At 66.2% G+C, this 23973-nt stretch carries 23 protein-coding genes; 10 read left to right on the top strand and 13 right to left on the bottom strand.

The genetic code is table 11. From position 1 onward, the window contains the following. Positions 1-14: 14 nt before the first annotated feature. The 3 genes from AC20117_RS17995 to AC20117_RS17985 are packed head-to-tail and all read right to left on the bottom strand — an operon-like array spanning position 15 to position 2021. Positions 15-587: a dihydrofolate reductase family protein gene (locus tag AC20117_RS17995; protein WP_074702484.1), complete on the bottom strand. Its 573-nt coding sequence runs from the start codon at positions 585-587 to the stop codon at positions 15-17. Between the two features lie 22 nt (positions 588-609). Continuing rightward, positions 610-834, bottom strand: coding sequence for a hypothetical protein (locus tag AC20117_RS17990; protein WP_074702485.1), 225 nt, complete (start codon positions 832-834; stop codon positions 610-612). Next, positions 831-2021 carry an inorganic phosphate transporter gene (locus AC20117_RS17985; RefSeq protein WP_074703426.1) on the bottom strand — a complete coding sequence of 397 codons (1191 nt, stop codon included), beginning with the start codon at positions 2019-2021 and terminating at the stop codon, positions 831-833. The genes AC20117_RS17990 and AC20117_RS17985 overlap by 4 nt, the downstream gene beginning before the upstream one ends. Positions 2022-2217: 196 nt before the next feature. Here AC20117_RS17985 and AC20117_RS17980 point away from each other — a divergent pair, with 196 nt between their 5' ends. Then, positions 2218-2577 carry a nuclear transport factor 2 family protein gene (locus tag AC20117_RS17980; protein WP_074702486.1) on the top strand — a complete coding sequence of 120 codons (360 nt, stop codon included), beginning with the start codon at positions 2218-2220 and terminating at the stop codon, positions 2575-2577. Positions 2578-2605: 28 nt separating this feature from the next. Here the strand turns inward: AC20117_RS17980 and AC20117_RS17975 are convergent, their stop codons facing one another. From AC20117_RS17975 to ligD (AC20117_RS17965), 3 genes are read right to left on the bottom strand one after another with little or no spacing between them, the layout of a single operon-like run. Beyond that, positions 2606-3766 (bottom strand): amidohydrolase family protein, encoded by a 1161-nt coding sequence (locus tag AC20117_RS17975; protein ID WP_074702487.1) that lies wholly within the window; start codon positions 3764-3766, stop codon positions 2606-2608. Next, positions 3756-5063, bottom strand: a complete 1308-nt coding sequence (locus tag AC20117_RS17970) for a type I glutamate--ammonia ligase (protein ID WP_074702488.1) — start codon at positions 5061-5063, stop codon at positions 3756-3758. Before AC20117_RS17970 ends, AC20117_RS17975 begins: the two co-directional genes overlap by 11 nt. Positions 5064-5073: 10 nt before the next feature. Further along, positions 5074-6093, bottom strand: coding sequence for a non-homologous end-joining DNA ligase (ligD, locus tag AC20117_RS17965; RefSeq protein ID WP_074703427.1), 1020 nt, complete (start codon positions 6091-6093; stop codon positions 5074-5076). Between the two features lie 83 nt (positions 6094-6176). On the opposite strand from ligD (AC20117_RS17965), the gene AC20117_RS17960 reads away from it, so the two are divergent. After that, positions 6177-6797, top strand: coding sequence for an L-threonylcarbamoyladenylate synthase (locus AC20117_RS17960; protein WP_074702489.1), 621 nt, complete (start codon positions 6177-6179; stop codon positions 6795-6797). A 5-nt stretch (positions 6798-6802) separates the two neighbouring features. Here the strand turns inward: AC20117_RS17960 and AC20117_RS17955 are convergent, their stop codons facing one another. Then, positions 6803-8983 carry an elongation factor G-like protein EF-G2 gene (locus AC20117_RS17955; protein ID WP_074702490.1) on the bottom strand — a complete coding sequence of 727 codons (2181 nt, stop codon included), beginning with the start codon at positions 8981-8983 and terminating at the stop codon, positions 6803-6805. Between the two features lie 120 nt (positions 8984-9103). Between AC20117_RS17955 and AC20117_RS17950 the strand changes: the two genes are divergently transcribed. Continuing rightward, positions 9104-9769 carry an alpha/beta hydrolase family protein gene (locus tag AC20117_RS17950; RefSeq protein WP_074702491.1) on the top strand — a complete coding sequence of 222 codons (666 nt, stop codon included), beginning with the start codon at positions 9104-9106 and terminating at the stop codon, positions 9767-9769. A gap of 108 nt (positions 9770-9877) precedes the next feature. Here the strand turns inward: AC20117_RS17950 and AC20117_RS17945 are convergent, their stop codons facing one another. After that, the gene (locus AC20117_RS17945; protein WP_083339867.1) at positions 9878-10468 is read right to left on the bottom strand and encodes a DnaJ family domain-containing protein; all 591 of its coding nucleotides are present in this window, start codon (positions 10466-10468) and stop codon (positions 9878-9880) included. A 138-nt stretch (positions 10469-10606) separates the two neighbouring features. Here AC20117_RS17945 and AC20117_RS17940 point away from each other — a divergent pair, with 138 nt between their 5' ends. Next, entirely contained in the window at positions 10607-11344 is a 738-nt protein-coding gene (locus AC20117_RS17940; protein WP_074702492.1) for a VOC family protein, read from the top strand. A 25-nt stretch (positions 11345-11369) separates the two neighbouring features. On the opposite strand, the gene hrpB is transcribed toward AC20117_RS17940, so the two are convergent. Next, on the bottom strand, positions 11370-14066 hold the full coding sequence (gene hrpB, locus AC20117_RS17935; protein WP_074702493.1) for an ATP-dependent helicase HrpB: 2697 nt from the start codon (positions 14064-14066) through the stop codon (positions 11370-11372). 67 nt (positions 14067-14133) lie between these two features. On the opposite strand from hrpB, the gene AC20117_RS17930 reads away from it, so the two are divergent. Next, positions 14134-15606 carry an MFS transporter gene (locus AC20117_RS17930; protein WP_083339868.1) on the top strand — a complete coding sequence of 491 codons (1473 nt, stop codon included), beginning with the start codon at positions 14134-14136 and terminating at the stop codon, positions 15604-15606. 73 nt (positions 15607-15679) lie between these two features. Here the strand turns inward: AC20117_RS17930 and AC20117_RS17925 are convergent, their stop codons facing one another. Together AC20117_RS17925 and AC20117_RS24240 are read right to left on the bottom strand one after the other, a co-directional pair. Further along, positions 15680-16285, bottom strand: coding sequence for a VOC family protein (locus AC20117_RS17925; RefSeq protein ID WP_335644246.1), 606 nt, complete (start codon positions 16283-16285; stop codon positions 15680-15682). Next, the gene (locus AC20117_RS24240) at positions 16286-16507 is read right to left on the bottom strand and encodes a VOC family protein (protein WP_335644244.1); all 222 of its coding nucleotides are present in this window, start codon (positions 16505-16507) and stop codon (positions 16286-16288) included. It lies immediately after the preceding gene. A gap of 96 nt (positions 16508-16603) precedes the next feature. On the opposite strand from AC20117_RS24240, the gene arfB reads away from it, so the two are divergent. From arfB to AC20117_RS23395, 3 genes are all read left to right on the top strand, one after another. Then, positions 16604-17026 (top strand): alternative ribosome rescue aminoacyl-tRNA hydrolase ArfB, encoded by a 423-nt coding sequence (arfB, locus tag AC20117_RS17920; protein ID WP_074702494.1) that lies wholly within the window; start codon positions 16604-16606, stop codon positions 17024-17026. Positions 17027-17131: 105 nt separating this feature from the next. Further along, positions 17132-18376 carry a non-homologous end-joining DNA ligase gene (gene ligD, locus AC20117_RS17915; RefSeq protein ID WP_074702495.1) on the top strand — a complete coding sequence of 415 codons (1245 nt, stop codon included), beginning with the start codon at positions 17132-17134 and terminating at the stop codon, positions 18374-18376. A 203-nt stretch (positions 18377-18579) separates the two neighbouring features. Beyond that, entirely contained in the window at positions 18580-19026 is a 447-nt protein-coding gene (locus tag AC20117_RS23395; protein ID WP_139186836.1) for a hypothetical protein, read from the top strand. 30 nt (positions 19027-19056) lie between these two features. On the opposite strand, the gene AC20117_RS17905 is transcribed toward AC20117_RS23395, so the two are convergent. Together AC20117_RS17905 and AC20117_RS17900 are read right to left on the bottom strand one after the other, a co-directional pair. After that, entirely contained in the window at positions 19057-21060 is a 2004-nt protein-coding gene (locus tag AC20117_RS17905; protein WP_074702497.1) for a vWA domain-containing protein, read from the bottom strand. A 27-nt stretch (positions 21061-21087) separates the two neighbouring features. Beyond that, the gene (locus AC20117_RS17900; protein ID WP_074702498.1) at positions 21088-22476 is read right to left on the bottom strand and encodes a magnesium chelatase ATPase subunit I; all 1389 of its coding nucleotides are present in this window, start codon (positions 22474-22476) and stop codon (positions 21088-21090) included. Between the two features lie 96 nt (positions 22477-22572). Here AC20117_RS17900 and AC20117_RS17895 point away from each other — a divergent pair, with 96 nt between their 5' ends. Both AC20117_RS17895 and AC20117_RS17890 read left to right on the top strand, forming a co-directional pair. Further along, positions 22573-23232: an Rv2135c family putative phosphatase gene (locus tag AC20117_RS17895; RefSeq protein ID WP_074702499.1), complete on the top strand. Its 660-nt coding sequence runs from the start codon at positions 22573-22575 to the stop codon at positions 23230-23232. Positions 23233-23245: 13 nt separating this feature from the next. Beyond that, complete coding sequence (locus tag AC20117_RS17890) at positions 23246-23947, top strand: Rv2133c family protein (RefSeq protein WP_074702500.1); 702 nt, start codon at positions 23246-23248, stop codon at positions 23945-23947. Positions 23948-23973: the final 26 nt, after the last annotated feature.

Raw genomic sequence — 23973 nt, 5'->3', positions numbered from 1 at the left:
GAGTAACTCCGGGCCTACTGGTCCGCTTCGGTTCCGGGTCCGGCAGCGGTGAAGCGGTAGCTTAGTTCCACCATGCCGGCGCCCAAGGTCCGCGAACCCAGCAGTTGGGCAGGTTCCGTCGCCGAGCCCACGGGCAGCAGGCTCTTTCCCCGGCCGATGGCGACCGGCACGTATGTGACAATCAACTCGTCCAGCAACCCGGCGTCCAGGTACTGCGCGGCCAGGGAACCGCCGCCGACCACCCAGACGTCCTTGTCACCGGCGTCGGCAACAATGTTCGCGTGGAACAGCGAGATGTCCCCGCGGACAAAGGTGATGTCCGCGCCGGCGATGCCCGGCAGCTCGTGGTGCGTAAAGACCCAGGTAGGCATCTGTCCGTACTCCCAGGCATCGGCACCACCCTGCTCCAGAATGAACTTGTACGTCTGGGAGCCCATGACAATGGCGCCGATCCCCGCGATGAAGGACTTGTAGGTGTCCGCCACGCCTTCGGCGTCGTTAAACCGGAACAACCAGTCCAGCTTGTCGTTTTCGTCGGCAATGTACCCGTCCAGCGAGCTTGCAACGTAGTAGAGCGTGCGTGCCATGGGCCCATGCTAGCCCGGTTCGTTAGTGAAAAGCAGGCACGATCAGGTAGATGCCGTACAGCACTGCGGCAACGCACACCGCGAAGCAGGCATAGGCACCCAGCCGCACCGCGGCCTGCCGCGCCGGGACGGCGTCCGTGGCTACCGCCAGCAGGCGCACGCCCAGCCCATAAGACCCGACCACGACCATCGAAGCCACCAGGGTGGCGACGGCGACAATAACAAAAGCAAACCAGTCGATACTCATTGTCCTGCCTCCAGCCGGTCCTTCTTTTTCTTGCGTTTGCGCTTGATCTTGACTACCTCGCCCGCCTGGTCCACGTCGCTGATGGCGTTGTCATGACCGACCTTGGACCGTCGGGAAACGACGTACATCGCGAGGATGATCAGGATTCCCGCGACCGCGTCGATGATGATGCCCGCCACGCCGAGGTGGGCCACCCACGCGGCCAGTGCACCAACGCCGCCGGCGGCAGGAAGAGTCAGCAGCCAGCCGATACCGATCCGGCCCGCGGTATTCCAGCGCACTTTGGCCCCCTTGCGGCCCAGCCCGGAGCCGATCACAGAGCCGGAAGCGACCTGCGTGGTGGAGAGGGCAAAACCCAAGTGCGACGACGCCAGAATGGCGGACGCGGTGGAGGTCTCGGCGGCGAAACCCTGCGCCGGCTTCACCTCGGTCAGCCCCGAACCCATGGTGCGGATAATCCGCCAGCCACCGGAGTAAGTGCCCAGGGCGATGGCCAGACCGCAGGCGGCGATCACCCAGAAAACCGGGCCGCTGCCGGCCGCTTGGAAGCCGCCGGCGATCAGCACCAGGGTGATGACGCCCATGGTCTTCTGGGCATCGTTGGTGCCGTGGGCGAGCGCCACCAGGGACGAGGAGAAAATTTGTCCATAGCGGAAGCCGCCGCGTTTGGGCGCAGCAGAATTTCCCTGCCGCCGGGTGATCGCGTACGCCAGCTTGGTGCCCAGGTAGGCCACGGTGCCGGCGATCAACGGCGCGAGCACGGCCGGCAGCAGGAGCTTGGAGACAACGACGCCGTAGTCCACCGCGGCGAATCCGGCACCGACGATGGCGGCGCCGATCAGGCCGCCGAACAAGGCATGCGAGGAACTCGATGGCAGGCCCAGCAGCCATGTGACCATGTTCCACACGATGGCCCCGATCAGGCCGGCAAAGATCATGACGGGACTGATCTGGATTCCGCCCTCGCCTTCCCTGATCAATCCACCGGAGATGGTCTGGGCGACTTCGGTGGAGAGGAACGCTCCCACCAAGTTCAGGATGGCCGCCAGCAGCACCGCAGCCTTGGGCTTGATGGCACCGGTGGCGATGGGGGTTGCCATCGCATTCGCTGTGTCGTGGAAGCCGTTCGTAAAGTCGAAGAACAAGGCCAGTGCTATGACAAGCACGACCATTAAGGTGAGATCCACCTGGTGCCCAATCTGGTCAGCGGGAAAGTTCATCTGCCGTTCACCCCGGGGTAATGATTGGTTCAGCTGTGGGTGCGGCGCTTACCGATTGTAGATGCCGCCGCGGCGGTGACAAACCTGCTCCGGCCGTCGCAGGTCGGCGAAGCGGCAGATCTATGGGCTTGTGGCGCGACGCCGCGGGCAGTACAACTGGTCTATGAGCGGCAATCTTGAGGCATGGATCGCGGGATACCGGCGGGCTTGGGAATCAAATCAACCTGATGACATCCGCGCGCTGTTCACCCACGACGCCGAGTACCGGACCGATCCGTGGGCGGTGCCCTGGCGGGGACACGAAGAGATCGTGGCCGGCTGGCTGGAGAAGAAGGATGCACCCGGCACGACAACCTTCGAATGGTCCCAACTGGTCTCTACCCCGGACGTGGCCATCATCCAGGGCACGACGGTTTACCGGGACGGGCCGACCTACAGCAACCTGTGGGTAATCAGACTTACGCCCGACGGCCTGGCCCGGGAGTTCACCGAGTGGTGGATGGACCAGTCGAACCCTTCGTAGCCAGCTGCTCCGCGGCTCCGACGCACATTTACGGCTCTATCCCGTAGACCCGCGCGGCGTTCTCATAGCCAATCATCCGGGCGACGCGTTCAGCATCGCGGCGGGACCAATCGCCGTCGTTAATCCATTGGGCGATTGAACGGGCCAAACCGCGCCGGAACAGGCCGGCACCCAGATAGTAGAGTTCGGCGAGTCCCAAGGCGTCGGTGGAGAACAGCGCCTTGTGGAAGGGAATCAGCTCAAGGGATTCGGCAATGACCGCTTCGGAGCGGGAGCCTGTGTGGTTCACCGCCAGACCGACGTCTACGTAGACGTGCGGAAAAATCTGCGCCAGATAGCCGGCCTCGCGCTGGTAGGGGTAGCAGTGCAGCAGCATCATCGGCACTCCAGACTCCTGTGTGGCCCTGAGCCAACCCGTCAGCTGCAGCGGATTGCAGCGCAGCAGATCCACATCGGCGTCACCGTAGCCCACATGGAACTGGATCGGTTTGCGCAGCTTCAGGCCGGCCCAGAGGATGTGCCGCAACAGCACAGGCTCGTCCAGCCTCATCCCGCCGGCTTCCGGCTTTTGCCTGCCCAGCCACCTGTCCACGGCCTCCCGGACCTCGCGTTCTGAAGGCGCGGCAGGCTCGAAGTCCAAGCCGTACCGGTACGCGGCAATGGACTTGAGCCCCGCGGCATCCTTGGCCGCTGTCTCCAAAGCGAACTCAAAATCGGCGATGAACGACGACGGCGTGGCTCCCTGCTCGGCGACCTGTTCGGCAAGGCGTTCCAGCCTGACTATTTCCCGCGACTTGCCGCCGCCCAAACCCGCGGTCTGCTCCGGCGAGGTCAGCGTCTCTTCTCGAATTCCGGCGTCGACGAGGAAGGTGCTGATGCGGGAGGCGGAGATCAGGAGCCGGTTCACGTTCCCGGCGCCCAACCGCGAGCGCTGCCCGAGGTAGGCCTCCGGGCTGGCGTGCGGCTCAAGGTCCAGCACGGGCGCGCACCAGCGGCGGATGGCGAAGCCGAGCTGTGAGTCGAAGGTAGTTGTGCCCTTGGGGGCGGACCAGTTCGATTCGGTCGCCAGGGCTTCGAAGGACTCCCGGTCCAGGTCATCGCTGACCACGCCGTGGCAATGGTGGTCGATGAGCGGTACGCCGTCCATCAAGGCACCGCCGTCCAGCCCACTGCCAAGGTCAATAGGCATCGGCGTATAGCTTGCACTTGGTGGCGGGGTCCAGGCCGTCGAGCAGGCGGAGTTCATCCTCCCGGACAGCTTGGAATACCTTCAGGAAGTCGGCGGAAAACCACTTGCGGACAATCTGGTCCGAGCCAAGATGGCGCAATGCCTCCGGCAACGACGCCGGCAGCCGCGCGATACCTGCGGCCGTCAGCTGCTTGTCGCTGAGCTCTTCCACCGGCCGGTCCAGAATGGTCGGCGCTTCGAGCCGCTGTCTGATGCCTTCCAACCCGGCCCGAATCAGCAGGCCCATGACCAGCCAGGGGTTGCCGGTTGCGTCTCCGGCCCGGAATTCAAGGTTCAGCTGGGACGCCGGCGTCCGGCCACCCGTCTGGATGGTCGGACATAACCGCAGCATGGCTTCGCGGTTGTGGTGGCCTAGAAACGCGTACGTGGCGGACCAGCGGTGGGGTGCGAGCCGCAGGTAGGAGACTTCGCTGGCGGCGGTGAAGGCGACGATTGCCGGGGCATGGCGGATGATTCCGGCGGCGAAGGCCCCGGCGGCTGCCGAGAGACCGCCTGGCCGGGCGGCGTCATGCATCACAGGCATGCCGTCCCGGTCCCGCAGGCTGAAATGGACGTGCACGCCGTTTCCCACACTGTCCGGCTCAAGCAGCGGCGCAAAGCTGGCATGTTTACCAACTGCATGGAAAAGGTTCCGGACAATGTCACGCAGCAGCACCGCACGGTCCGCGGCGGTGAGCGCATCGCTGGCCTTGACCGTGATCTCGTACTGGTGGGCGCCGTACTCCGCCAGCCAGTTCTCGGGCTGCAGTCCGGCGGCAGCGAGGATTCCCACCAGTTCTGTCCCCAACGGTTCGGCCCGGAGCATGGCCTGCAGGGACATCGGAGGTTCCGGCGCTTCATCGGTCACCAGCATGAATTCGTGCTCGAACGCGCCGAAAACGCTCAGTCCGGTTTCCTCCCTGAGATCCCTGATGGCGTGTCGCAGGAAGGTGCGCGGGCAACAGGACCACTCGGTGCCGTCCAGGTGGGTGATATCCGCAAGAACCACGGTGACGGGCGGTCTGCCGGCTATCCCGTCAATCCGCGTGAGCGAGCGCTCGTCCGGAATCAACCGCAGATCACCGGTGGCATCGAACGGACTGTCCTTGGCTATCTGCCCGAACGCGTGCACGCCCAGATTCGCCGGAACCCAGCCACAGCCTGTCTCCATATCCAGATCCGGCAACGGCATCGAACGGCCCCGGGTTGTCGCGCACAGATCGTTCGTGGCAATGAACGCCAGCTCGTTCGCAACCATCCAGGGGCCTCTAGCTCTTCTTCGCCCTGCTTGGCTGCACCCGTGGCGGTTCGCCCGGCATCTTCGGGTAGTCGGGTGGGAACGGCATTTCACCGAGACCGTCCGCGACATCGCGCTCCCACCATTTCAGGAGCGCATCGATGGTGCCTGGATTGGCATGCATGTCCGCCCATGGGTCGCCGGTGGTCCTGAGCCGGTCCGGCACCGTGGCGATAGTGAATTGCTTCGGATCCGCCGATTCCAGTTCGTCCCACTCGAGCGGACAGGAAACGGGAGCATGGGCCAGAGCCCGCGGACTGTACGCTCCGGCCATGGTGCGGTCCCGGTTGGCTTGATTGAAGTCCACAAAGACCCGCTGGCCGCGCTCCTCCTTCCACCAGTTGGTGGTGATCTGCTTCGGCATGCGGCGTTCAAGTTCGCGGGCGGCGGCGATCACCGCGTGGCGCACGTCCAGAAATTCGCGCGTAGGTTCGATCGGCGCAAACACGTGCAACCCGCGGTTGCCCGACGTTTTGATGAAGGCGTTCAGTCCTGCCTCGGCGAGGACCGATCTGAGCTCCAGGGCCGCGGGAACGGCGTCGTCAAAGTCGGTGCCGGGCTGCGGGTCGAGGTCGATGCGCAGCTCGTCCGGATTATCCGAGTTCCCGGCGCGCGAGGGCCACGGGTGGAAGACGATCGTGTTCATCTGAACTGCCCAGACGGCGGCGGCCGGTTCATCGATAACCAGCTGGGGGTGCGATCTGGCACTGGGGTAGACCACCTTTACGGCCCGCACGAATTCCGGCACACCCTTGGGCGGGTTCTTCGAAAAGAACATTTCGCCGTCGATCCCCTCGGGAAATCGCTGGAGGGAGACGGGGCGGTCCCCGTTCGCGGCGACGAAAGCCTCGCCCACGTCCGCGATGTAGCGGGCCAGGTCCAGCTTCGTCAGGCCCAGTTCGGGCCACAGCACTCTGCTGGGACTGGAAATACGCATTTCCCGCTCGCCGTGGGGTCCCTCAACCGTGAGCGTCGTTGCTTCGCTGGCCATGGGAACAACATACCGATAACCGCGGCGGCCGTCACCCAATCCGGGCGGGTGCATGTTCCGGCCATGGTCCGTAAGCTCGTTCCATGGCGAGATACTTTGATGTTCATCCTGAGGACCCCCAGCCGCGTGCCGTCGGGCAGATCGTCGATCTGGTGCAGTCGGGCGGGCTCATCGCATACCCCACGGATTCCTGTTATGCGCTGGGTGCGCAACTGGGCAACAAGGACGCGCTGGAGCGGATCCGCACCATCCGACAGCTCGATGACAAGCACCACTTCACTCTGGTCTGCAAGGATTTTTCCCAGCTCGGTCAATTCGTCCTGATCGACAATGACGTCTTCCGCAGCATCAAGTCGGTCACGCCGGGTAGCTATACCTTCATCCTGCCGGCAACAAAGGAAGTTCCGCGCCGGCTGCTGCACCCGAAGAAGAAGACCGTGGGAGTCCGCATTCCCAACAACAAAGTGGTCCATGCCATCCTGGCCGAGCTCAACGAACCGCTGCTCTCCAGTACTTTGCTGCTTCCCGGCCAAGAGGAGCCGCTGACGCAGGGGTGGGAGATCAAGGAGCACCTGGAACACGTTGTCGACGGCGTGGTGGACTCCGGGGACTGCGGTGCCGAGCCGACCACCGTGATCGACTTCTCGGGCGGCGGTGCCGAGGTTGTCCGTCGCGGCATGGGCGACCCCTCCCGGTTCGAGTAAGGGTCTTAGGCGCCTACAGCTGCCGGCGTGACATTGGAAGGCACCGGCTCGTGCCGCAGATAGTCCCGCCGGAAGCTGCCGGTGCCGGCAGTCAGCGAGCGCAATTGGATGGCGTACCGCAGTAATTCCTCGTCCGGCACTTCGGCGCTGATTTCCGTACGGTCGCCGCCCACCGACGTCGTTCCCGTCACCCGGCCGCGGCGGGAAGACAAATCGCTGAGCACCGCGCCGACATATTCGTCCGGCACCATGACGGTCACGGCGGACACCGGTTCCAGCAGCTGGATGCGCGCCGCCGCCGCAGCCTCACGCAGCGCCAGCGCCCCTGCGGACTGGAAGGCGGCGTCCGAGGAGTCGACGCTGTGCGCCTTGCCTCCGACCAGCGTCACGCGGATGTCCACAACAGGGAACCCTGCGGAAACACCCTTGAGCAGCTGTGCCCTGAGGCCTTTCTCCACCGAGCCGATGAACTGCCCGGGGATCGCGCCCCCGACGATCCTGTCGACAAATTCGAACCCTGCCCCGCGGCTAAGGGGTTCAACTTCGATGTCGCAGATGGCGAACTGGCCGTGGCCGCCGGACTGCTTGACGTACCGCCCATGCCCCTTGGCCGGCTCGGCGAAGGTCTCCCGCAGCGGTGTGATCACGTTGACCGTCTGCAGTTGGACGCCCTGGTCGGCCAGCCGCCACAGCACTACGTCCGCGTGGGCCTCGCCCATGCACCACAGCACCAGTTGGCCGGTTTCGGCGTTGCGCTCCACCCGCAGCGTCGGATCCCCCGACGCCACCTTCGCCAGGCTGCGGGCGAGGGCGTCTTCATCAGCGTGCGACGCCGCCTCGACCGCCACCGGCAGCAGCGGCTCTGGCATGGACCACGGTTCGATCAGCAACGGCGTGTCCTTGGCCGAGATCGTGTCGCTGGTTTCGGCATTGCCAACCTTGGTCAGCGCGCAGATATCCCCCGCCACCGCGAACGGCACCGCCTGCAGGGCCGACCCGACCGGAGCATGCAGATGCGTGACCCGCTCGTCGCTGTCATGGTCCTGGTGGCCTCGCTCGGCCAGCCCGTGCCCGCTCACGTGGATAGCAGTGTCCTCGCGTAAAGTGCCGGAGTACAAACGCACCAGGCAGACCCGGCCCAGAAACGGATCACTGCTGGTCCGCACCACCTCGCCGGCGAGCGGACCGGCAGGGTCGCAGGTCAGCGCCCGGGCCGGCTTTCCGTAGAGATTCATCACCGCCGGCAGGTCGCGCTCAACCGGCGAAGGGAAAGCCTGGACCAGCATCCGAAGCAGCTCGGCCGTCCCCACGCCCGTTTCAGCGGAGGTCGGAATGACCGGAAAGAAGGAACCACGGACGACGGCGGTCTCCAGGTCCGCGACCAGGGTTTCCTCGGCGATCTGCTCACCACCGAGATACCGGTCCATCAGCGTCTCGTCCTCGCTTTCGGCGATAATCCCCTCGATCAGCGCACCCCAGGCGGATTCCGCCGCGGCCAGTTCGTCCTCGGTCGCGGCACGTTGGGCAGGCTGCAGCTCCCCGGCCGGGTATTCCGACACCGTGTTTGAGAGCAGCCCGTGCAATCCCGTGAACGTTCCGCCGGCCCCCACCGGGAGGTAGAGCGGCAGGACGGCGTCGCCGAAGGCCTGCTGGGAAGCTGCGAGCGCCCGGGCGTAATCGGCCCGGGGATGATCCAGCCGGCTGATCGCCACCGCCCGCGGCATTGCGGCTTCTTGGCACTCGTTCCATAACGCGATGGTGGCGGCGTCAATATCGTCCACGGCCGACACTACGAACAGCACGGCATCCGCAGCGCGCAGTCCGGCCCGCAGTTCGCCGATGAAATCCGCATAGCCGGGCGTGTCGAGCAGGTTCACTTTTACGTCGTTGAAAACCACCGGAACCACGGACAGCGACACCGACCGCTGCTGGTGGATCTCCGCGGGGTCCGAGTCACTAACCGTGGTCCCGTCGGCGATGGAACCCATTCTGGCGATCGCTCCGGTGGCAGCGAGCAGCGCCTCGGTAAGCATCGTCTTCCCTGCCCCCGAATGCCCCACCAGCGCGACATTGCGGATCTCCTCCGGCCGCTCGGCGTGCATCGGCGTCGTCCCGTCCGCCCGCCGCAGCGCCGTCGCGGCCCGCCCGGACCCCTTCCCCGGACCGTTAGTGCCTTTTACCGACATGACATCTCCCCTAGCCCTCACCTAGCCGTAGCGGCCTGTGCCCATTCCCTGTGATTAGATTCGACACCCGCGGCAGCGGAAACGGCAAGGGTTGGGCGGCGCATCCAGCATGATGGATACATGGCCACCTCCGAATCCCCCGTCAGCATCTCCGTCGGCGAGACACCGGTCTCGGGCGTCTACGCCCGGCCCGATAACCCGTTGGCCACCATGGTCGTGGCCCACGGGGCGGGTGCCGGCATGGAGCATCCGTTCCTGCAGGGCTTCACCCGGGCATTGAACGACGACGGCGTAGCCACCTTGCGCTTCAACTTCCCCTACCGGGAGGCAGGCAAGAAGTTTCCGGACCGCCCGCCGGCCGCAATCGCCGCCTGGCGGGCAGCCATGGACTTTGCCGCCGCGGAATCGAACGGCGAACCGCTATGGGCGGCCGGCAAATCCTTCGGCGGGCGCATGGCCTCGATGGCCGTCGCCGAAGGTATGCCCGCGGCGGGACTGGTCTACCTAGGCTACCCGCTACATCCGCCGGGCAAACCAGAGAAGCTCCGCGACGAACACCTCTATGGCCTGACCCTGCCGATGCTCTTCCTGCAAGGGACACGCGATCCGTTCGCCACGCCTGAACTCCTGGAGAACGTCGTTTCCCGCATCGGTGCGCGCGCTGTGCTGCAGTGGCTGGAGGGCGGCGGCCATTCCTTCGAGGTTGCGGGCGTGAAGCGCAGCGCCGACGAGGTAGGCGCTTCCCTGGCGGAACCCGCCGCGGCGTTCCTGGCCGCGCACCGTTAGGCGTTGGGCCGCGCGTAGCTCTTGTCAGCCCATAAAGGGACCAGCAATTCGGGGCGAGGACCTCGTCGATCTTGATGTAGGTAAGACCATCAAGAAGTAGCTTCAGAGTCAGTGGCGGCTGCTCCAGAACCGCCGCCACCAGGGACGCTTGATTTCCGGTGCCGGCTTGGCCGGGGCAGCGGCCGCGCGGGCTGCCTTGCGTTCGCGCCAACGGGCCACTTCGCCGTCGACATCCCTGGTCTTGGTAATGACGGGCGGTCCGCCCAGCAGCTGGCGCCGGGCTTCGATCACGCGGGTATTGAAGTCCTCGACGATGTCGCGGACCTGTTTCTCCGTGTACTGCTTGTCCAGCACCTGGTCCAGCTCGGCGTCCTCGGTGCGCAGCATGATGGCGGCCGGTCCCAGCCCGGTGATGTTTTCGCGCTGGATCAGGCCCTTGATCCACCAGTCCGGGTCGTAGCGCTCCCCCAGCCCCGGGATCGGTTTTCCCGCATACTCCAGATTGTCGAATTCACCGCGCGCCATCGCGTCCCGGATGAGGTAGTCGGCCTTGGCCGCATCGCTGATCTTGTTGCGTTTTTGCCGGGCTTCCTCGTCGGCGTCCGTGTCGCGGGCCTGTCCGCCGGAAGTGCGTGCGGCGCGCAGCTCGGCCGCGCGCGCCAGCCTGCGCTCATGCTCGCCGGAGGTCATGCCGCCCATGATCTGCCACCGCCTTGGGTTCCTGCGCCACGCCGATTTTCTGCTGCCACTATCGTCCCAGCACCTTGCGGCACCGGCAACGGACAGCCGGGTACGCCTCTTTATCTCGGGCATGACCTGCGTATAGGCTCGGGCGGTATGGCACTGCGACTTGTTCAAGTGAATTTCAAGGCCGGGAATGATTCAGCGCTCGGTCAGTTTTGGGCGGATGCCCTCGGCTGGGGTGCGTCCAGTGAGGGACCCGGTGTAACCAACGTTGAACCCGTTGGCTTCGATTGGCCGGACCCCGCCGCCGTCTGCATCGATGTGGTCACCGTGCCGGACCCTGAGACCGTGAAGTACCGCGCGCACCTGGATCTCGCCACCACCTCGGCAGCCCATCAGACGGAGCTGGTCACACGTCTGGAGGAGCTCGGCGCGACGCCCTCCGATGTGGGCCAGGGTGATGTGCCGTGGACTGCGCTAGCCGACCCGGAGGGGAACCTGTTCCGCGTGCTGGAGCCTCGATCGGTTTACCGGGACACCGGGCCGATTGCTGCAGTGGTGGTCAACTGCGCGGATCCGCCTGCCATGGCCCGGTTCTGGAGCGAGGCGATGGACTGGACCCTGCACGAGGTGACCGAGGATCATGCGAGGCTGCGTTCGGCCAAGGGCGTCGGTCCGTATCTGGAGTTCCTTCGCACCCCCGTCCTGAAGACCGAGTGTGGCCGTGTCCATCTCGACCTGATGCCGTACCTCGGTGATGATCAGGCGGCAGAGGTAGCCCGGCTGCGGGCTCTCGGCGCCACTGACGCCGACGTCGGCCAGGGCGACGTGCCGTGGGTATGCCTCGCCGACTCGGAGGGCAACGAGTTCTGCGTCCTCACTTCGGGCTGAGCCATATGCGCGGGTACCGTACTGGTCAGGCTTTCCTCGTGACCCGTGCCGTCGCCCGCGCCGTCCAGGGATCCTCGGGCCAGGGGTGCTTCGGATAGCGCCCGCGCATTTCCGCCCGTACCTGCGCGTAGGGTCCGGACCAGAAGGAAGCAAGATCATCCGTTACAGCCAAGGGGCGTTTGGCGGGCGAGAGCAAGTGGAACAACACGGGCACCCGCTCATCCACCAGCCGGGGCGTCCGCGCCCAGCCGAAACACTCCTGCAGCTTGACCGCCACCACCGGACGGCCGTCCCCGTCCCCTGGTTCGGGGTAGTCGATCCGCACCCGCGAACCGCTCGGTACTTCCAGCGTCTCCGGTGCCAGTTCGCCGAGCCGTGCCGCCTCCGGCCAGGGCAGCAGCCGCCGCAAGGGGTCGGCCAGATTGACCGCATTCGCCGGGGTGCCGCCGGCCAGCGCTTCGATCTCCGGCGACAGCCACTCATCCAGCCGCGCGAGCAGCGCGTCCTCGGAAACGTCCGGCCAGGGTTCGCCCAGTTCGCGGTGCAGCAGGGCGAGCCGGCGGCGCAGGGCGTCCGCCGTCGTCGACCATCCGATGACCGACAGCCCGTCCTGCCCCAGCGCGCGGACCACAGCGGCGCGCCCCTCGGCCAGCGGGGGCCGGATCGGAGTTGAGGACAGCACAATCGCGCCGAGCCTGCGTTGCCGCCGGGCCCCCACCCTGCCGTTTACGAAGGAAGCGTCCACAGTGTCGGCCAGCAGGTGCCGGGCTGCCGCCTCCGCGGTCTCCGCCGCCAGCGGTGCGGCCGATCGGATCACGGCGCCGGTTCCGGCCGCGTCGCGCCCCTGTGCCCGCGATACCTCGGCGACGGCCAGCCATTCGTGTCCGGTGAGCGGGCTGCCGGCGGGCAGGCCCGCCCGGGTACCGGAGGCCAGCAGATACTGTTCCGGTCCGCCGCCCGGAACGCGGCGGGCCACGCGGTCGGGGAACGCCAAGGCGACGACGAATCCCACGGCGTCGCCCTCCGGCACAGGCCCCGATAGTTCTTCTGGGAGGACGACGCCGGAAACCTCCTCGCGCACGATGCCCTCCAGCCGCCGCACCTCCTCTACCCAGCGCCTGGCTGCCGGTTCCTGCCCCGAGCGCAATGCGGACAGCAGCCGGGTCAGGTCTGCGCCCGGCGCTCGCAGTTCGCCGGAGACCATGGCAACGCTCTCCGCCGCGGTAGTTCGTTTGCCTGTAGCGGAGCCCCGCAGCAAAGCCGAGCCATCCAGCAAGGCGCGCCCCAATCTTGGGTCTGCCGGAATCCGCGCGAGGGTCCGGCCCAGCTGGGTGGCATGTCCGGAGGGCTCCACGGCGCCGAGATCGCGCAGCACCTCGACGGCCTCGTCCATCGCATTCCGGGGAGGATCGTCCGGCAAGGCGAGCCCCTGGCCGCCGGGCGCGCCCCAGCAGGCCAGGACCAGCGCCGCACCGGCCAGGTCCGTTGCCATGATCTCGGGCGTGCGGTGGGCCGGCGCAGCCCCGAAAGTCTTCTGGTCGTAACAACGCACCACCCTGCCGGGGCCCTGACGTGCGGCGCGGCCGGCTCGCTGCTCGGCGGACGCGCGGGAACAGGACACGGTGACCAGGCCGGACATGCCCCGGGCGGCATCCCGCCGTGGTTCGCGGGACAGGCCTGCGTCGATCACTAGCCGGACGCCCGGAACCGTCAGCGAGGATTCGGCGAGCGCCGTGGACACGATGATCCGCGGCGGTTCGCCTGGCTCCCGGCCGGAGACAGCCCGGTCCTGGGCCGCCGGTCCGGCCTGCCCGTGCAGCTCCAATACCTCGGTCCCGGCTGCCCGGTCGCGTAGCCGGTTCCGGATGCGCGAGGCGACAAGGGAAACTTCCCAGGCACCAGGCACGAAGACCAGCGCATCGATCCCCGCGTCGGCTGCGAGCGCTTTCTGGTGCGACGCCGCTGCCGTATCGGCGACGTGGTCCAGGAAGGCGCGGGTGACGCCGCGTCCGTCCAGTCGCGCCACCGCTGCCGGCGCCCAGACCGTTTCCAAGGGATGGAGCGCGGAAGGACAGTCGACAACCCTAGCCGGCCCCTCGCCGTCGTACTTGCCGATCAAAGCGGCGAACCGCGGGGCGTCGAGGGTAGCGGACATGGCCACGAACGTCAGATCGCCGCGCAGTTCGCGGACCTCGGCGAGCATACCCAGCAGCAGGTCCGTCTCGAGCCCGCGTTCGTGGACCTCGTCCAGGATCACCGCGTCCGTGCCTTCCAGCCCCGGATCCGCGAGCAGCCGGCGCAGCAGGATGCCCGGGGTCACGAACTCGATCAGCGTTGCAGGGCTGGTCCGGCGTTCACCACGGACCGTATACCCGACGCGGTCGCCGAGCCGAGTGCCGTCCAGCGCGGCGAGACGACGGGCAGCCGAGCGTGCGGCAACGCGGCGCGGCTGGGTGACCACAACGCGGGGAAGGCCGCCTTTGTCCCGCGCTCCATGTCCAGCCCTGTTCCAGGCCAGGTTCGCCAGCAGCGGCGGCACCAAGGTGGTCTTGCCGGTACCGGGAGGAGCCTGCACCACGGCGGATCCGGCCGGGCCTCCCGCGCTGACGGCCTCTGCCAGCTCCCCCAGCGACTCCGCAAAGACCAGGCCGGTGCCGATGGCGGCCAGGTCGAAGGGGCCGGAGCTGTTTGCGGGGCCGAAGGAGAGGTACTCAGAAGTCACGCCTCCATTGTGCCTTGGTCCCGTTGCAGCGGTGCTGCTCTTCCGTTACCCAGAGCAAAGGAGCATCATGAGTGGCACAACCGCTGCCGAAGACCGTTACGACGACGAAAAGGACGGAACCTTGAATACAACGCCTCCCTCCGATCCCGGGCGGTCGGGCCACCTGCACCACCGGCGCATCCATATTCCCGGAGAAACCGACGACGCCGCACCGCTGGCCCCCATCCAGACCGACCCCAGAAAAGCGCGCAGAGCACTCTGGGGCTCCTACGTCGGGACCTCCCTGGAGTGGTACGACTTCTTCCTGTTCGGTACCACCGCCGCGATCGTCTTCGCCCCGCTGTTCTTCGGCGGCGACGATCCGGCGTTGCGGACCATTCAGGCCTTCCTGACCTTCGGCGTCGGCTTCATCGGCCGGCCGCTCGGGGCCCTGGTCTTCGGCCACTTCGGCGACCGGCTGGGCCGCAAGGGCATCCTCGTCATTACGATCGTGGTCATGGGCGTCGCATCCGCCCTCATCGGCGTGCTGCCGACCTTCGAGACGGCGGGCATCGTGGCCCCGATCCTGCTGGCCGCCCTGCGTTTCGTCCAGGGACTGGCAACCGGCGGCGAGTGGGGCGGGGCCACCCTGATGGCCGTCGAGTCGGCTCCACCAGAGAAGCGGGGGTTCTACGGCGCCGTGGTCCAGCTCGGCTCCCCCACCGGCACACTGCTGTCCAGCCTGATTGTTGCCGGCGTCGTGGCTTGGACCGGGGACCAGTTCCTCGAGTGGGGCTGGCGGATCCCCTACCTGATCTCGATCGTGCTCGTGGCGGTCGGTGTCTGGCTGCGCCTGGCCGTCGACGAAACTCCCGATTACCGTGCCGCCGCGGACGCCGCGTCGGCCGCGCACAAGACCATCCCAGTGGTCGAGATCTTCCGGCACATCCCCGGCCGTCTGGTGGTGGGCATCTGCACCTATCTGTTCGGCAACGCCGGCTTCTTCCTGCTCACCACGTTCATGATCAGCTACGTCAGCAGAGTCCTGGAGCTGGATCCCACGGTGATCCTTACCGCCATCTCCTGGGGCGCCGTCGCACAGATCATCTCGATGACGATCGCCGGCAAGGTGGCAGACCGGATCACCCCGGCCAAAATGGTGGTGATCGGCTACGTGATCGCCGTCGTCGTTGCTTTCCCGATCTTCTGGCTGGTGGACACGCGCAGCTCCCTGGCGATCACGGTGGCCATGATCCTGGGACTGGGGTTCGCCTCCATTCCGTATGCACCCGTGGGAACTACGCTTACCCAGCTCTTCCCGATCCGGTTGCGTTATTCGGCCATCGCCCTGTCCGCGAACATCTCCGGCATCATCGCCGGGTTCATGCCCGCGCTCGCGGCCTGGATCCTCACCATGACGGGCGGAAGTTCGGTGGGCCCCGCCATCCTGCTGTTTGCCATCGCGCTGACCTCGCTGATCGGCTCCATCATCGCCCGGCGGATGATCGTCGCCGACCACCACGCCGGCCTGCAGGGCGGTGAGCCCCTCCCCACCCGCTGATTCGAAAAGTACGACGACGGCGCCTCGCTCCCTCGGCGCCAACCGGTCTTTCCGTCAGACTGCCGTTGCCCCTTCAGAAGCCCGTCGGCGCGAATTGGCTGGCGGTGAACTCCGCGCCCTGCGGATCGCGGATCAAGGCGCTGCGGGTCCACTCGTTGTCGTCCTGGCCGAGAACCTGCGCGCCCAGCTGCTGGGCATCAATCACGGTCTGGTCGCGGTCGGCCACGGTGAACGTGACATGCCAATGCGGCGCCTCGCCAGGGGTAACCGGAGCGAGCCAGCCAACCGCGTCCTCGAACCCTACCAGGGTGGCTATCTCCGACTGCCGGGCTCTGATGCCCGGGTCGATGGTCGCTTCCAGATGGTCGCCATAGCCGGGCCGGCGGATCATCCTGCCGAAGCCGATGTCGTCTATTTGCCAGCCAAAGGCCAGCCCGTAGAAGGCAATGGCCGCGTCGGCATCGGCCGTATGGAGGTCGCTGAAATTCCATGCGCCCGGTTGATTGACCAGCTGAGCGCCCGGCCGCCGCCTGGCTTCCCAAAGGCGGAACTCGACGCCCTCCGGATCAGCCAGCGCTGCCCCGCGGCCGCCCACACCCGCATCGGCCGGGGCCGATCGGATGACGGCACCGGCGGCAACCAGACGCTTTGCCGCGGCGTCCGCGCTGTCAACGGCCACCTAGGTATTCCACTTGGGCGTCCCCTCGCCGGGGCCAGCGATGGCGCCGACATCCTGTCCGTCGAGCTTGGCAATCACATAGCGGTCCGGCGATCCCGCAGGCAGAACATCTTCAAACGACCAGCCGAAAATGCCGCCATAGAAATCAATAGCTGCCTGGACATCGAGCTGCTCCGTGTCGATCCAACACGGGACGCCCGGCGGGTACGTGCGCTTGGTCATGACTGGCTCCAATCCACCCGCACAGCCTAGCCATTCATGGCGCGGCTGGGAACTGCCCGCAGCGGGAAAACTCCAAAATTGTGCAAGGCTGGTTCCATGGATCTGGAGGTATCGCGCGCGCTCACAATTCCCGCGTCGGAACTGAGCTGGCGGTTCTCGCGGTCGTCCGGGCCCGGGGGCCAGCACGTCAACACATCGGACAGCCGCGTCGAGCTCTCGTGGAGCATCGCGGACTCGGCGGCGCTTTCAGAAGAGCAACGGCTGATGCTGGTCACGCGTCTCGGTCCACGTCTCATCGCCGGAGTGATCACAGTGACCGCCTCGGAGCGGCGCTCCCAGCTGCGCAATCGGGAAATTGCGCTGGCCAAGCTCGCCGACCTTGTGGCAGAGGGCCTTGCTCCCGAAGCTGCTCGCCGCCGGGCGACCAAACCCACCCGGGCATCGAACCGGCGGCGCCTCCAAGCAAAGCAACAACGCGCTGCGACAAAACAGCAACGCAAGCGACCGTCCGCTGAGTAGCACTGTCCGGTCGACACCACCAAGCTGGGCCTGCGCCCCTTTCGGAACAATTTCGGTTGCCGCACAGCTGTGGCTGGGACAGCCGATCGTTGCTAGCGTGGTGGAATGACGCCGTCGAAGACCCCGGCCGAGATCCTCACCATCGCCGGCTCCGAGGTCCGCATCTCGAGTCCGGACAAGATGGTTTTCCCCGAGCCCGGGCTGACGAAACTCGATCTGGTTCGTTACTACCTCTCCGTTGCGGAGGGTGCGCTGCGCGGCGCCGGTGGCCGGCCGATGGTACTCAAGCGCTTCCCGAAGGGCATCGACGCTGAGCCGTTCTTCCAGAAACGCGTGCCGGAAAACCACCCCGATTTCATCGACACAACTACACTGCATTACGCATCGGGGACATCGGCCGAAGAGACCGTCATCCGGGATGCAGCCGGCTTGGCCTGGGTGGTGAATCTTGGATGCCTGGACCTCAACCCGCACCCTGTGCGCGCCGAGGACCTCGAGCACCCCGACGAGTTGCGGGTCGACCTCGATCCGATGCCGGGTGTCGGCTGGTCGCAGATCGTCGACGTCGCGTATGTAGCGCGCGAGGTGCTCGACGACGTGGGACTGGTGGGTTGGCCCAAGACGAGCGGGTCACGCGGACTCCACATTCTGGTGCGCATTGCGCCGAAGTGGTCGTACCGCGACGCGCGGCTCGCCGCCGAGACCCTCGCCCGTGAGGTCGAGAACCGCGCTCCCGGCCTCGCCACCGCGCGGTGGTGGAAGGAGGAGCGCGGCGAGAGCGTGTTCGTCGACTTCAATCAGAACGCCAAGGACCGCACCGTGGCGTCGGCGTATTCGGTCCGGTCCCTGCCCGATGCCCGCGTCTCGACGCCGCTCGCATGGGACGAGGTCCGCTCCACCCGACCCGAACAATTCACCGTGCGCACGGTGTCCGAGCGGTTCGCCGAGCTGGGAGATCCTCACGCCGGCATCGACGACGCGGTCGGTACACTCGACGGCCTCCTCGCTTTGGCAGCCGAGCTCGGCCCCGCCGAGAAGCCGCCACGCGGCGGCGACGGCTCCGGCCGCCGGCAGTCGATGATGCCGCTCATCGAGGTGGCACGCACCAAGACCAAGCCCGAGGCACTCGCTGCGCTCGACGAGTGGAAGACCCGGCATGCGGATCTCGTCCAAGCCCTGCACCCGGCCGATGTGCTCGTGGATGGGATGCGCGGATCGAGCTCGCTTTGGTACAGGGTCCGGGTCAACCTGCAGCACGTCCCCGAAGCGGAGCGTCCACCACAGGAAGAGCTCATCGCTGATTACGACCCTTGGGCAGGCAAGGAGTGGCCGGGGCGCCCTGGATCATGACCCCACCCTCTCGTGCGTACCGGTGTGCGACAAGTCGGACCTTCCCCTGTACGTTGAGCTGAGCGACTCCCTCGGAACACGATTCGATTAGGTCAAGTTTGAATTGTCGCCGGTCAATCCGACGGTGAGACTGTGGGATCATCATGAGCAGCCTCCGGCACTGACCGCTGACCAATGTTGGCGTTGTCGGCTAGGCTGCGGATATGACCCGTCGTTGGACACTTTTCGCTTCCGCCGCAATACTCCTCCTTGGGTTGACTGCATGCGTGGGTGGCGAGTCGACGGACTCTGTGAGTTTCCAAGAACGCGATCCGAATGCGTGGGCTCAGGAAGTCTTCGGTTCTGACCTGTGGCAGGCCGAGGGAATGTCGGGTGGTGCCGGTGGCATAGCGCCGGGCAGCGAAGCCGGAACGAGCTTCACACCTGAGCAGCCCGGCTGGTACAGCATCAGCATTGCTTGCCAGGGTCCTACTTCGATCTCGGTGAAGATCACCGGGACCGGCGGTGAGATCGGATCCGGCATAACGCCATGCGGCCCAGCCGTTACCACCACCATGGACCTGCCAGTGGGAAAAATCGCTGTCAAGGTGGACGGAGCGAACACTAAAGGCATGTGGGCCTTGGCTGTTTCGCCTACAGAAGCACCCTAGGTTAGCCCGCCGCGGAGCGGGCCGCGGGGTCTACGAACTCCAATCGACGTCGTCGTAAGTGCCATGGAAATGGGCCCGGAGGTACTCCCCCACAACGGCGGCACCGAGATCCCCCAGCTCTGGAGCGACGACCCGGCCGTCAATTCGCCGGACCATGTTCTGGACGAACCGCGCGAGCCCTGGGTCGTCGCCGAGCCGGAAGAACGTGGCTTGCGTGCCGGCACGTCCAAGCCGGTCGAGTTCGGCCACTGTTACGCGGATTGTCTCCGGATCCGGCGGCCAGGAGAACCACGATTCGCCTTCCGCCAGCAGGTGCGCGGTCGGTTCGCCGTCGGTCACTACAAGGAGTACGGGCTGCATTGAAGGGTGCCGCCGGAAGAACCGATTGGCCAGCAGCAGGCCGTGATGCAGGTTTGTTCCCTGCTCCCGGAGCGCCGGCAGGGCCGTGAGGTCGCCGATGTCCATCGACTGCGCGTAACGGCCGAAAGTAATCAGCTGCAGCCGGTCCCCGCGAAAACGGGTTGAGACGAGGTGGTGCAAGGCGAGCGCGGTGCGTTTCATCGGCACCCAGCGTCCCTCGGCGGCCATCGAGAACGACACATCGACGAGCAGGACGACGGCGGCCTGCGTACGGGCCTCCGTTTCCGCTACCTCGATGTCACCCGCTCCGAGGCGCAAGCCCCGGCTCGGATCGCCACCGTCGGCCATCGTCCGGCGGATGGCGTTCGTCAAGGTGCGGGTGACGTCCCACGGCTCGGCGTCGCCGAACTGCCACTCACGGCTGGAACCGGTCTGGTCACCCGCGGCCCCGGCGACACGCGTATCCCGGCGTCCTTGGCGGCCGGAGAGCTGCTTGGCAGTGTCCCGCAGCAGCGACTTCCCCAGCCGCCGCATAGCCTGCGGCGACAACCGGAGGTCGCCGTCGGCACCGCGACGCATATAGCCGCCGTCCTGCATCGCCCGCTCGATCTCCGCGAGGGCGCGGGCCGACACGGCCGCATTCTGACCGAGTTGGCGTGCAAGGGCGTCCAAATCCAGATCATCCAGACGGGATCCGTTGTAGGACTGGGAGAGTTGTTCGGCGAGCTCGTCGAGCTCAGCGATGTCCTGGAGCACTCCTGTACCGTCGCCCAGCCCAAGCCCTTCCTGTCCCTCGAAACGCTCGGAGCCAGTCCAGTCCTCGCCGGGGCGCAGGGCACGCAGGCTTGAGTCGAGCTGATCGAGCTGCGCCATCAGTTCGGGCGAGCCGAACGCTTGGGCCGACAGGCGCATCAGCTCATCGCGCTGCTCCTGGGACATGGACTGCAGCAGCCGCTGGGCCGCGGCCGCCCGCTGGGCAAGGGCATCGATTAGCTCCTCGACCGATTGCGGGTTCTCGGGAAAGAAGCCGCCGTGCTGAGACATGAACCTCTGGAAGTCTTCGTCGGTGTCCTCGCCGCGCCGGTGTTTGTCGAGCAGCTCGTTGAGGTCGCGCAACATGTCGCTCACGGCTTCGCGGTCCTCGTCGCTGGCATTCTCGAGTGCCTGTTTCATGCCGGCGAACCGCTGGTCAAGAACCTCTCGGCCCAGCAGGTCCTTGATCCGTTCGTAGGCCTCCCGTGCCGTGCTCGATTGCCAGTCGTAGGAGGCAAGCTCGTTGACCGCTGCCGCGGTGGACGAGGGCAAGTTCTGCAGCTGCATCTCCCGGAATGCGCGGTCGGTGTTGTCCATCCTGGCGTCGCGGGCCAGCTGTTTGCGTTCCTCCAGCACGGCGGTGTCGAGCAGCTTTTGCACTTCGCTAAGAGTGCCGTCCAGCCGGTGGCGGCTTAGCAGGTCCCGACGGCGTTGCTGAACACGGCCGGCGAGGTCGTCCAGCCCTTCCCGGTCCCGGCCGCCGCGGCGCAGGAACTCCTGCAGGGCGTGCCGGGGCGAGTAGCCTGCCATGACGTCTTCGGCCACAGCATCAAGCGCCTCGGCCAGATCAACCGGCGGGGCGAGCGGATCCGGTCCGCCCGTGTACCGGCCGTACCGGGAGGACCGGTGATGAGCACTCATGATGCTGCCTATCCCTAGTACTGATTCCTAGCCGTAGATCGTCTCGCCGTCGTCGGACTCCTTGGAAATCCGCCGGGCGAGGAAAAGGCCCTCCAGTGCAAGTTCGATGGCGGCAGCGCGCTGCCCCTCGTTTTTCGCGCCCAGTCGCGCCCCGATCTGGTCGTACAGGTCGGATCCGTCAAGAGCCGGGAGGTTTGCGAGGAACTCCCGCGCGGTGACTTCTTCCCCGGTGGTTACGGTCGTGTGGCCGTCGAGCGCAGCAACGAGCGGCCCGAAATCGATGCCGCGGTAGTGCATCCGCACGGCCTCGGCAGTGGCCGTGCGCACGAGGTGATCGAGGACGGCGCGCTCCCGCCCCTCTTCACCCGATTCGAACTCAATCTTGCCGGAGAGGACATCGACCGCACTCTCCAGGTCGACGATCCGGGCGACTGCCTCGTCTTCCCCACGCACGGCGGCCCGGCGCAGTGCTGCCGCGGCGACCGTCTCGGCGCCCGCGATGCCGAACCGAGCCGAGACTCCGGAGCTTTGGTTAACCGCCGGCGATTGACGGAGCGCACGGGTGTAGCGGGCCAGGATTTCGAGGATAATAGGCGAAACGTCGGCGACCAGCCGGCCCTCCTGCGCAATGACTGCAACCTCGTCTTCCAGCTCGATCGGGTAATGGGTGCGGATCTCGGCGCCGAAGCGGTCCTTCAGTGGAGTGATGATCCGGCCGCGGTTGGTGTAGTCCTCCGGATTTGCCGACGCGACGACAAGCACATCGAGAGGCAGCCGCAGTACATAGCCGCGGATCTGGATGTCGCGCTCCTCCATCACGTTGAGCATCGCTACCTGGATGCGCTCGGCAAGGTCGGGCAGTTCATTGATGCCGATGATGCCGCGGTTGGAGCGTGGGACGAGACCGTAGTGGATAGTTTCCGGGTCCCCGAGCCGGCGGCCCTCGGCTACCCGCATCGGGTCGACGTCGCCGATAAGGTCGGCGACAGAGGTGTCAGGGGTGGCGAGCTTCTCGACGTAGCGTTCCGAGCGGTGCCGCCAGGCCACGCGCAGCCGGTCCCCTTCGGTGAGGGCATGGGCGCGGGACTGCTCGGTGATCGGTTCGTATGGGTGTTCGTTCAGTTCCGATCCCTCAATCACCGGAGACCACTCGTCGAGGAGCCCCACCAGGGTACGCAGCAGCCGCGTCTTGCCTTGTCCCCGCTCGCCGAGCAGGACAACGTCGTGGCCGGCGATCAAGGCACGCTCGAGCTGGGGAAGCACGGTGCGGCTGAAACCGAACATGCCGGGCCATGGATCGCGGTCTGCGGCGAGCGCGGCGAGCAGGTTGTCGCGGATCTCGTGGCGCAGGTCCTTGTGGACATGGCCAGCTGCACGTAATTCACCAACGGTGAAGATTTCGGGACGATCACTCACACCTCAAAGGTAGTCCTCGAACTGCTGCGAATCGAGCATCGGACTTTCTGATGATTCCAGCGCGTCAGCCCCTGGAACCGCATACGCTGGATCTTGATGACTGCAACAACACCCTCGGCGCCGGCAACACCGCCGAGTACCCTGCTCCTTCTGGTGCGCCATGGGCAGACTCCCACGACGGGCACGGTGCTGCCCGGGCTCGCCCCCGGACTACACCTCTCGGACGGAGGCCGTGTCCAGGCCCAACGGGTCGCGGAACGGCTGGCAGCCCTTCCGGTTGATGGTATCTACTCCTCGCCGCTGGAGCGCGCTTGGGAGACTGCCGAGCCGACGGCAGCCTGCACCGGGCTCAAGGTGAACGAGCACGCCGGACTGATCGAGTGTGACTTCGGCGCGTGGACCGGAGCCGCGCTCGCCGAGCTGGCGCGTTTGCCACAGTGGCAGACGGTACAGCACACACCGTCCGCCTTCCGCTTCCCGGACGGGGAAAGCTTCGCCCAGATGCAGGCACGGATGGTCGGCACCCTCGAGGGGCTCTACACCGCCCACGCCGGCGGCGTCGTCGTTTGTTTCTCCCACGCAGACCCGATCAAGGCCGCCGTTGCCCACGCCCTGGGCACCCACCTGGACCTCTTCCAGAGGATCCTTATCAGCCCGTGCTCGGTCTCGGTCATCTCATATGTGGAGGGTCAGGCGCCGGCCGTCCTTATGGTGAACTCGACTCTGGAATCACTGAGCGGGCTGAGGGCGTCGTGAAAAGGGACATCCTGTGTCCGGACAGCAACTGACACTGCTCGCCGAGGGCCGCATCGAGATGCTCGGACGTATCCTGCGCAGCAGCAACGCGACGTTCCTCGTCCAGGTCTCCTGCCGGGAGGGCGCGGCGTGGGCAGTTTACAAGCCGGAGGCCGGGGAACGGCCGCTGTCCGACTTTGAACCTGGGCTCTACCGGCGCGAACGTGCGGCCTATTTGCTGAGCGAGTATCTGGGGTGGGGCCTAGTACCGCCGACGGTGATCCGGGAGGACTCTCCCTTGGGCATCGGGTCACTACAGTGGTTCGTCGAGAACGATGAGCGTGAGCATTACTTCACGCTCTACGCCGAAGCAGCCGAAACCCATGACTGTCTGGCGCAGATCGCCCTGTTCGATTGCATCGCCAACAACACTGATCGCAAAAGCGGCCACGTGCTGCGCGGCCACGACGGACGGGTATGGGGCATTGACCACGGGCTGTGCTTCGCGGCACACTTCAAACTGCGCACGGTGATTTGGGACTTTGCCGGCGAACCTATCCCGGACGTGCTGCTGGACGACATCGCCCCGCTCGCTCAAGCAGTACCTGCCGAGGTAGCCGCGCTCCTCAACGACATGGAAGTTGCCGCCCTGCGGCTTCGGGTGAAGCGGCTGCTGCGTGAGAGGGTGCTGCCGGTTGACGACACCGGTTTGCGTTATCCGTGGCCCCTCGTCTAATGGAGTCAGGATGCCTGGCGGTAGAC

Source organism: Arthrobacter crystallopoietes, assembly GCF_002849715.1.
Classification (GTDB): domain Bacteria; phylum Actinomycetota; class Actinomycetes; order Actinomycetales; family Micrococcaceae; genus Crystallibacter; species Crystallibacter crystallopoietes.
This window is presented reverse-complemented; position numbering and strand designations above follow the sequence as displayed.

Coding starts and splice junctions, on each gene's coding strand:
- AC20117_RS17905 (WP_074702497.1), bottom strand. CDS start 21,060: ATGAGTGCTCATCACCGGTCCTCCCGGTACGGCCGGTACACGGGCGGA.
- arfB (WP_074702494.1), top strand. CDS start 16,604: ATGGATCTGGAGGTATCGCGCGCGCTCACAATTCCCGCGTCGGAACTG.
- AC20117_RS24240 (WP_335644244.1), bottom strand. CDS start 16,507: ATGACCAAGCGCACGTACCCGCCGGGCGTCCCGTGTTGGATCGACACG.
- AC20117_RS17930 (WP_083339868.1), top strand. CDS start 14,134: ATGAGTGGCACAACCGCTGCCGAAGACCGTTACGACGACGAAAAGGAC.
- AC20117_RS23395 (WP_139186836.1), top strand. CDS start 18,580: ATGACCCGTCGTTGGACACTTTTCGCTTCCGCCGCAATACTCCTCCTT.
- AC20117_RS17980 (WP_074702486.1), top strand. CDS start 2,218: ATGAGCGGCAATCTTGAGGCATGGATCGCGGGATACCGGCGGGCTTGG.
- AC20117_RS17960 (WP_074702489.1), top strand. CDS start 6,177: ATGGCGAGATACTTTGATGTTCATCCTGAGGACCCCCAGCCGCGTGCC.
- ligD (WP_074702495.1), top strand. CDS start 17,132: ATGACGCCGTCGAAGACCCCGGCCGAGATCCTCACCATCGCCGGCTCC.
- AC20117_RS17940 (WP_074702492.1), top strand. CDS start 10,607: ATGGCACTGCGACTTGTTCAAGTGAATTTCAAGGCCGGGAATGATTCA.
- AC20117_RS17995 (WP_074702484.1), bottom strand. CDS start 587: ATGGCACGCACGCTCTACTACGTTGCAAGCTCGCTGGACGGGTACATT.
- AC20117_RS17950 (WP_074702491.1), top strand. CDS start 9,104: ATGGCCACCTCCGAATCCCCCGTCAGCATCTCCGTCGGCGAGACACCG.
- AC20117_RS17895 (WP_074702499.1), top strand. CDS start 22,573: ATGACTGCAACAACACCCTCGGCGCCGGCAACACCGCCGAGTACCCTG.
- AC20117_RS17975 (WP_074702487.1), bottom strand. CDS start 3,766: ATGCCTATTGACCTTGGCAGTGGGCTGGACGGCGGTGCCTTGATGGAC.
- AC20117_RS17945 (WP_083339867.1), bottom strand. CDS start 10,468: ATGGGCGGCATGACCTCCGGCGAGCATGAGCGCAGGCTGGCGCGCGCG.
- AC20117_RS17970 (WP_074702488.1), bottom strand. CDS start 5,063: ATGGTTGCGAACGAGCTGGCGTTCATTGCCACGAACGATCTGTGCGCG.
- AC20117_RS17955 (WP_074702490.1), bottom strand. CDS start 8,983: ATGTCGGTAAAAGGCACTAACGGTCCGGGGAAGGGGTCCGGGCGGGCC.
- AC20117_RS17990 (WP_074702485.1), bottom strand. CDS start 834: ATGAGTATCGACTGGTTTGCTTTTGTTATTGTCGCCGTCGCCACCCTG.
- ligD (WP_074703427.1), bottom strand. CDS start 6,093: ATGGCCAGCGAAGCAACGACGCTCACGGTTGAGGGACCCCACGGCGAG.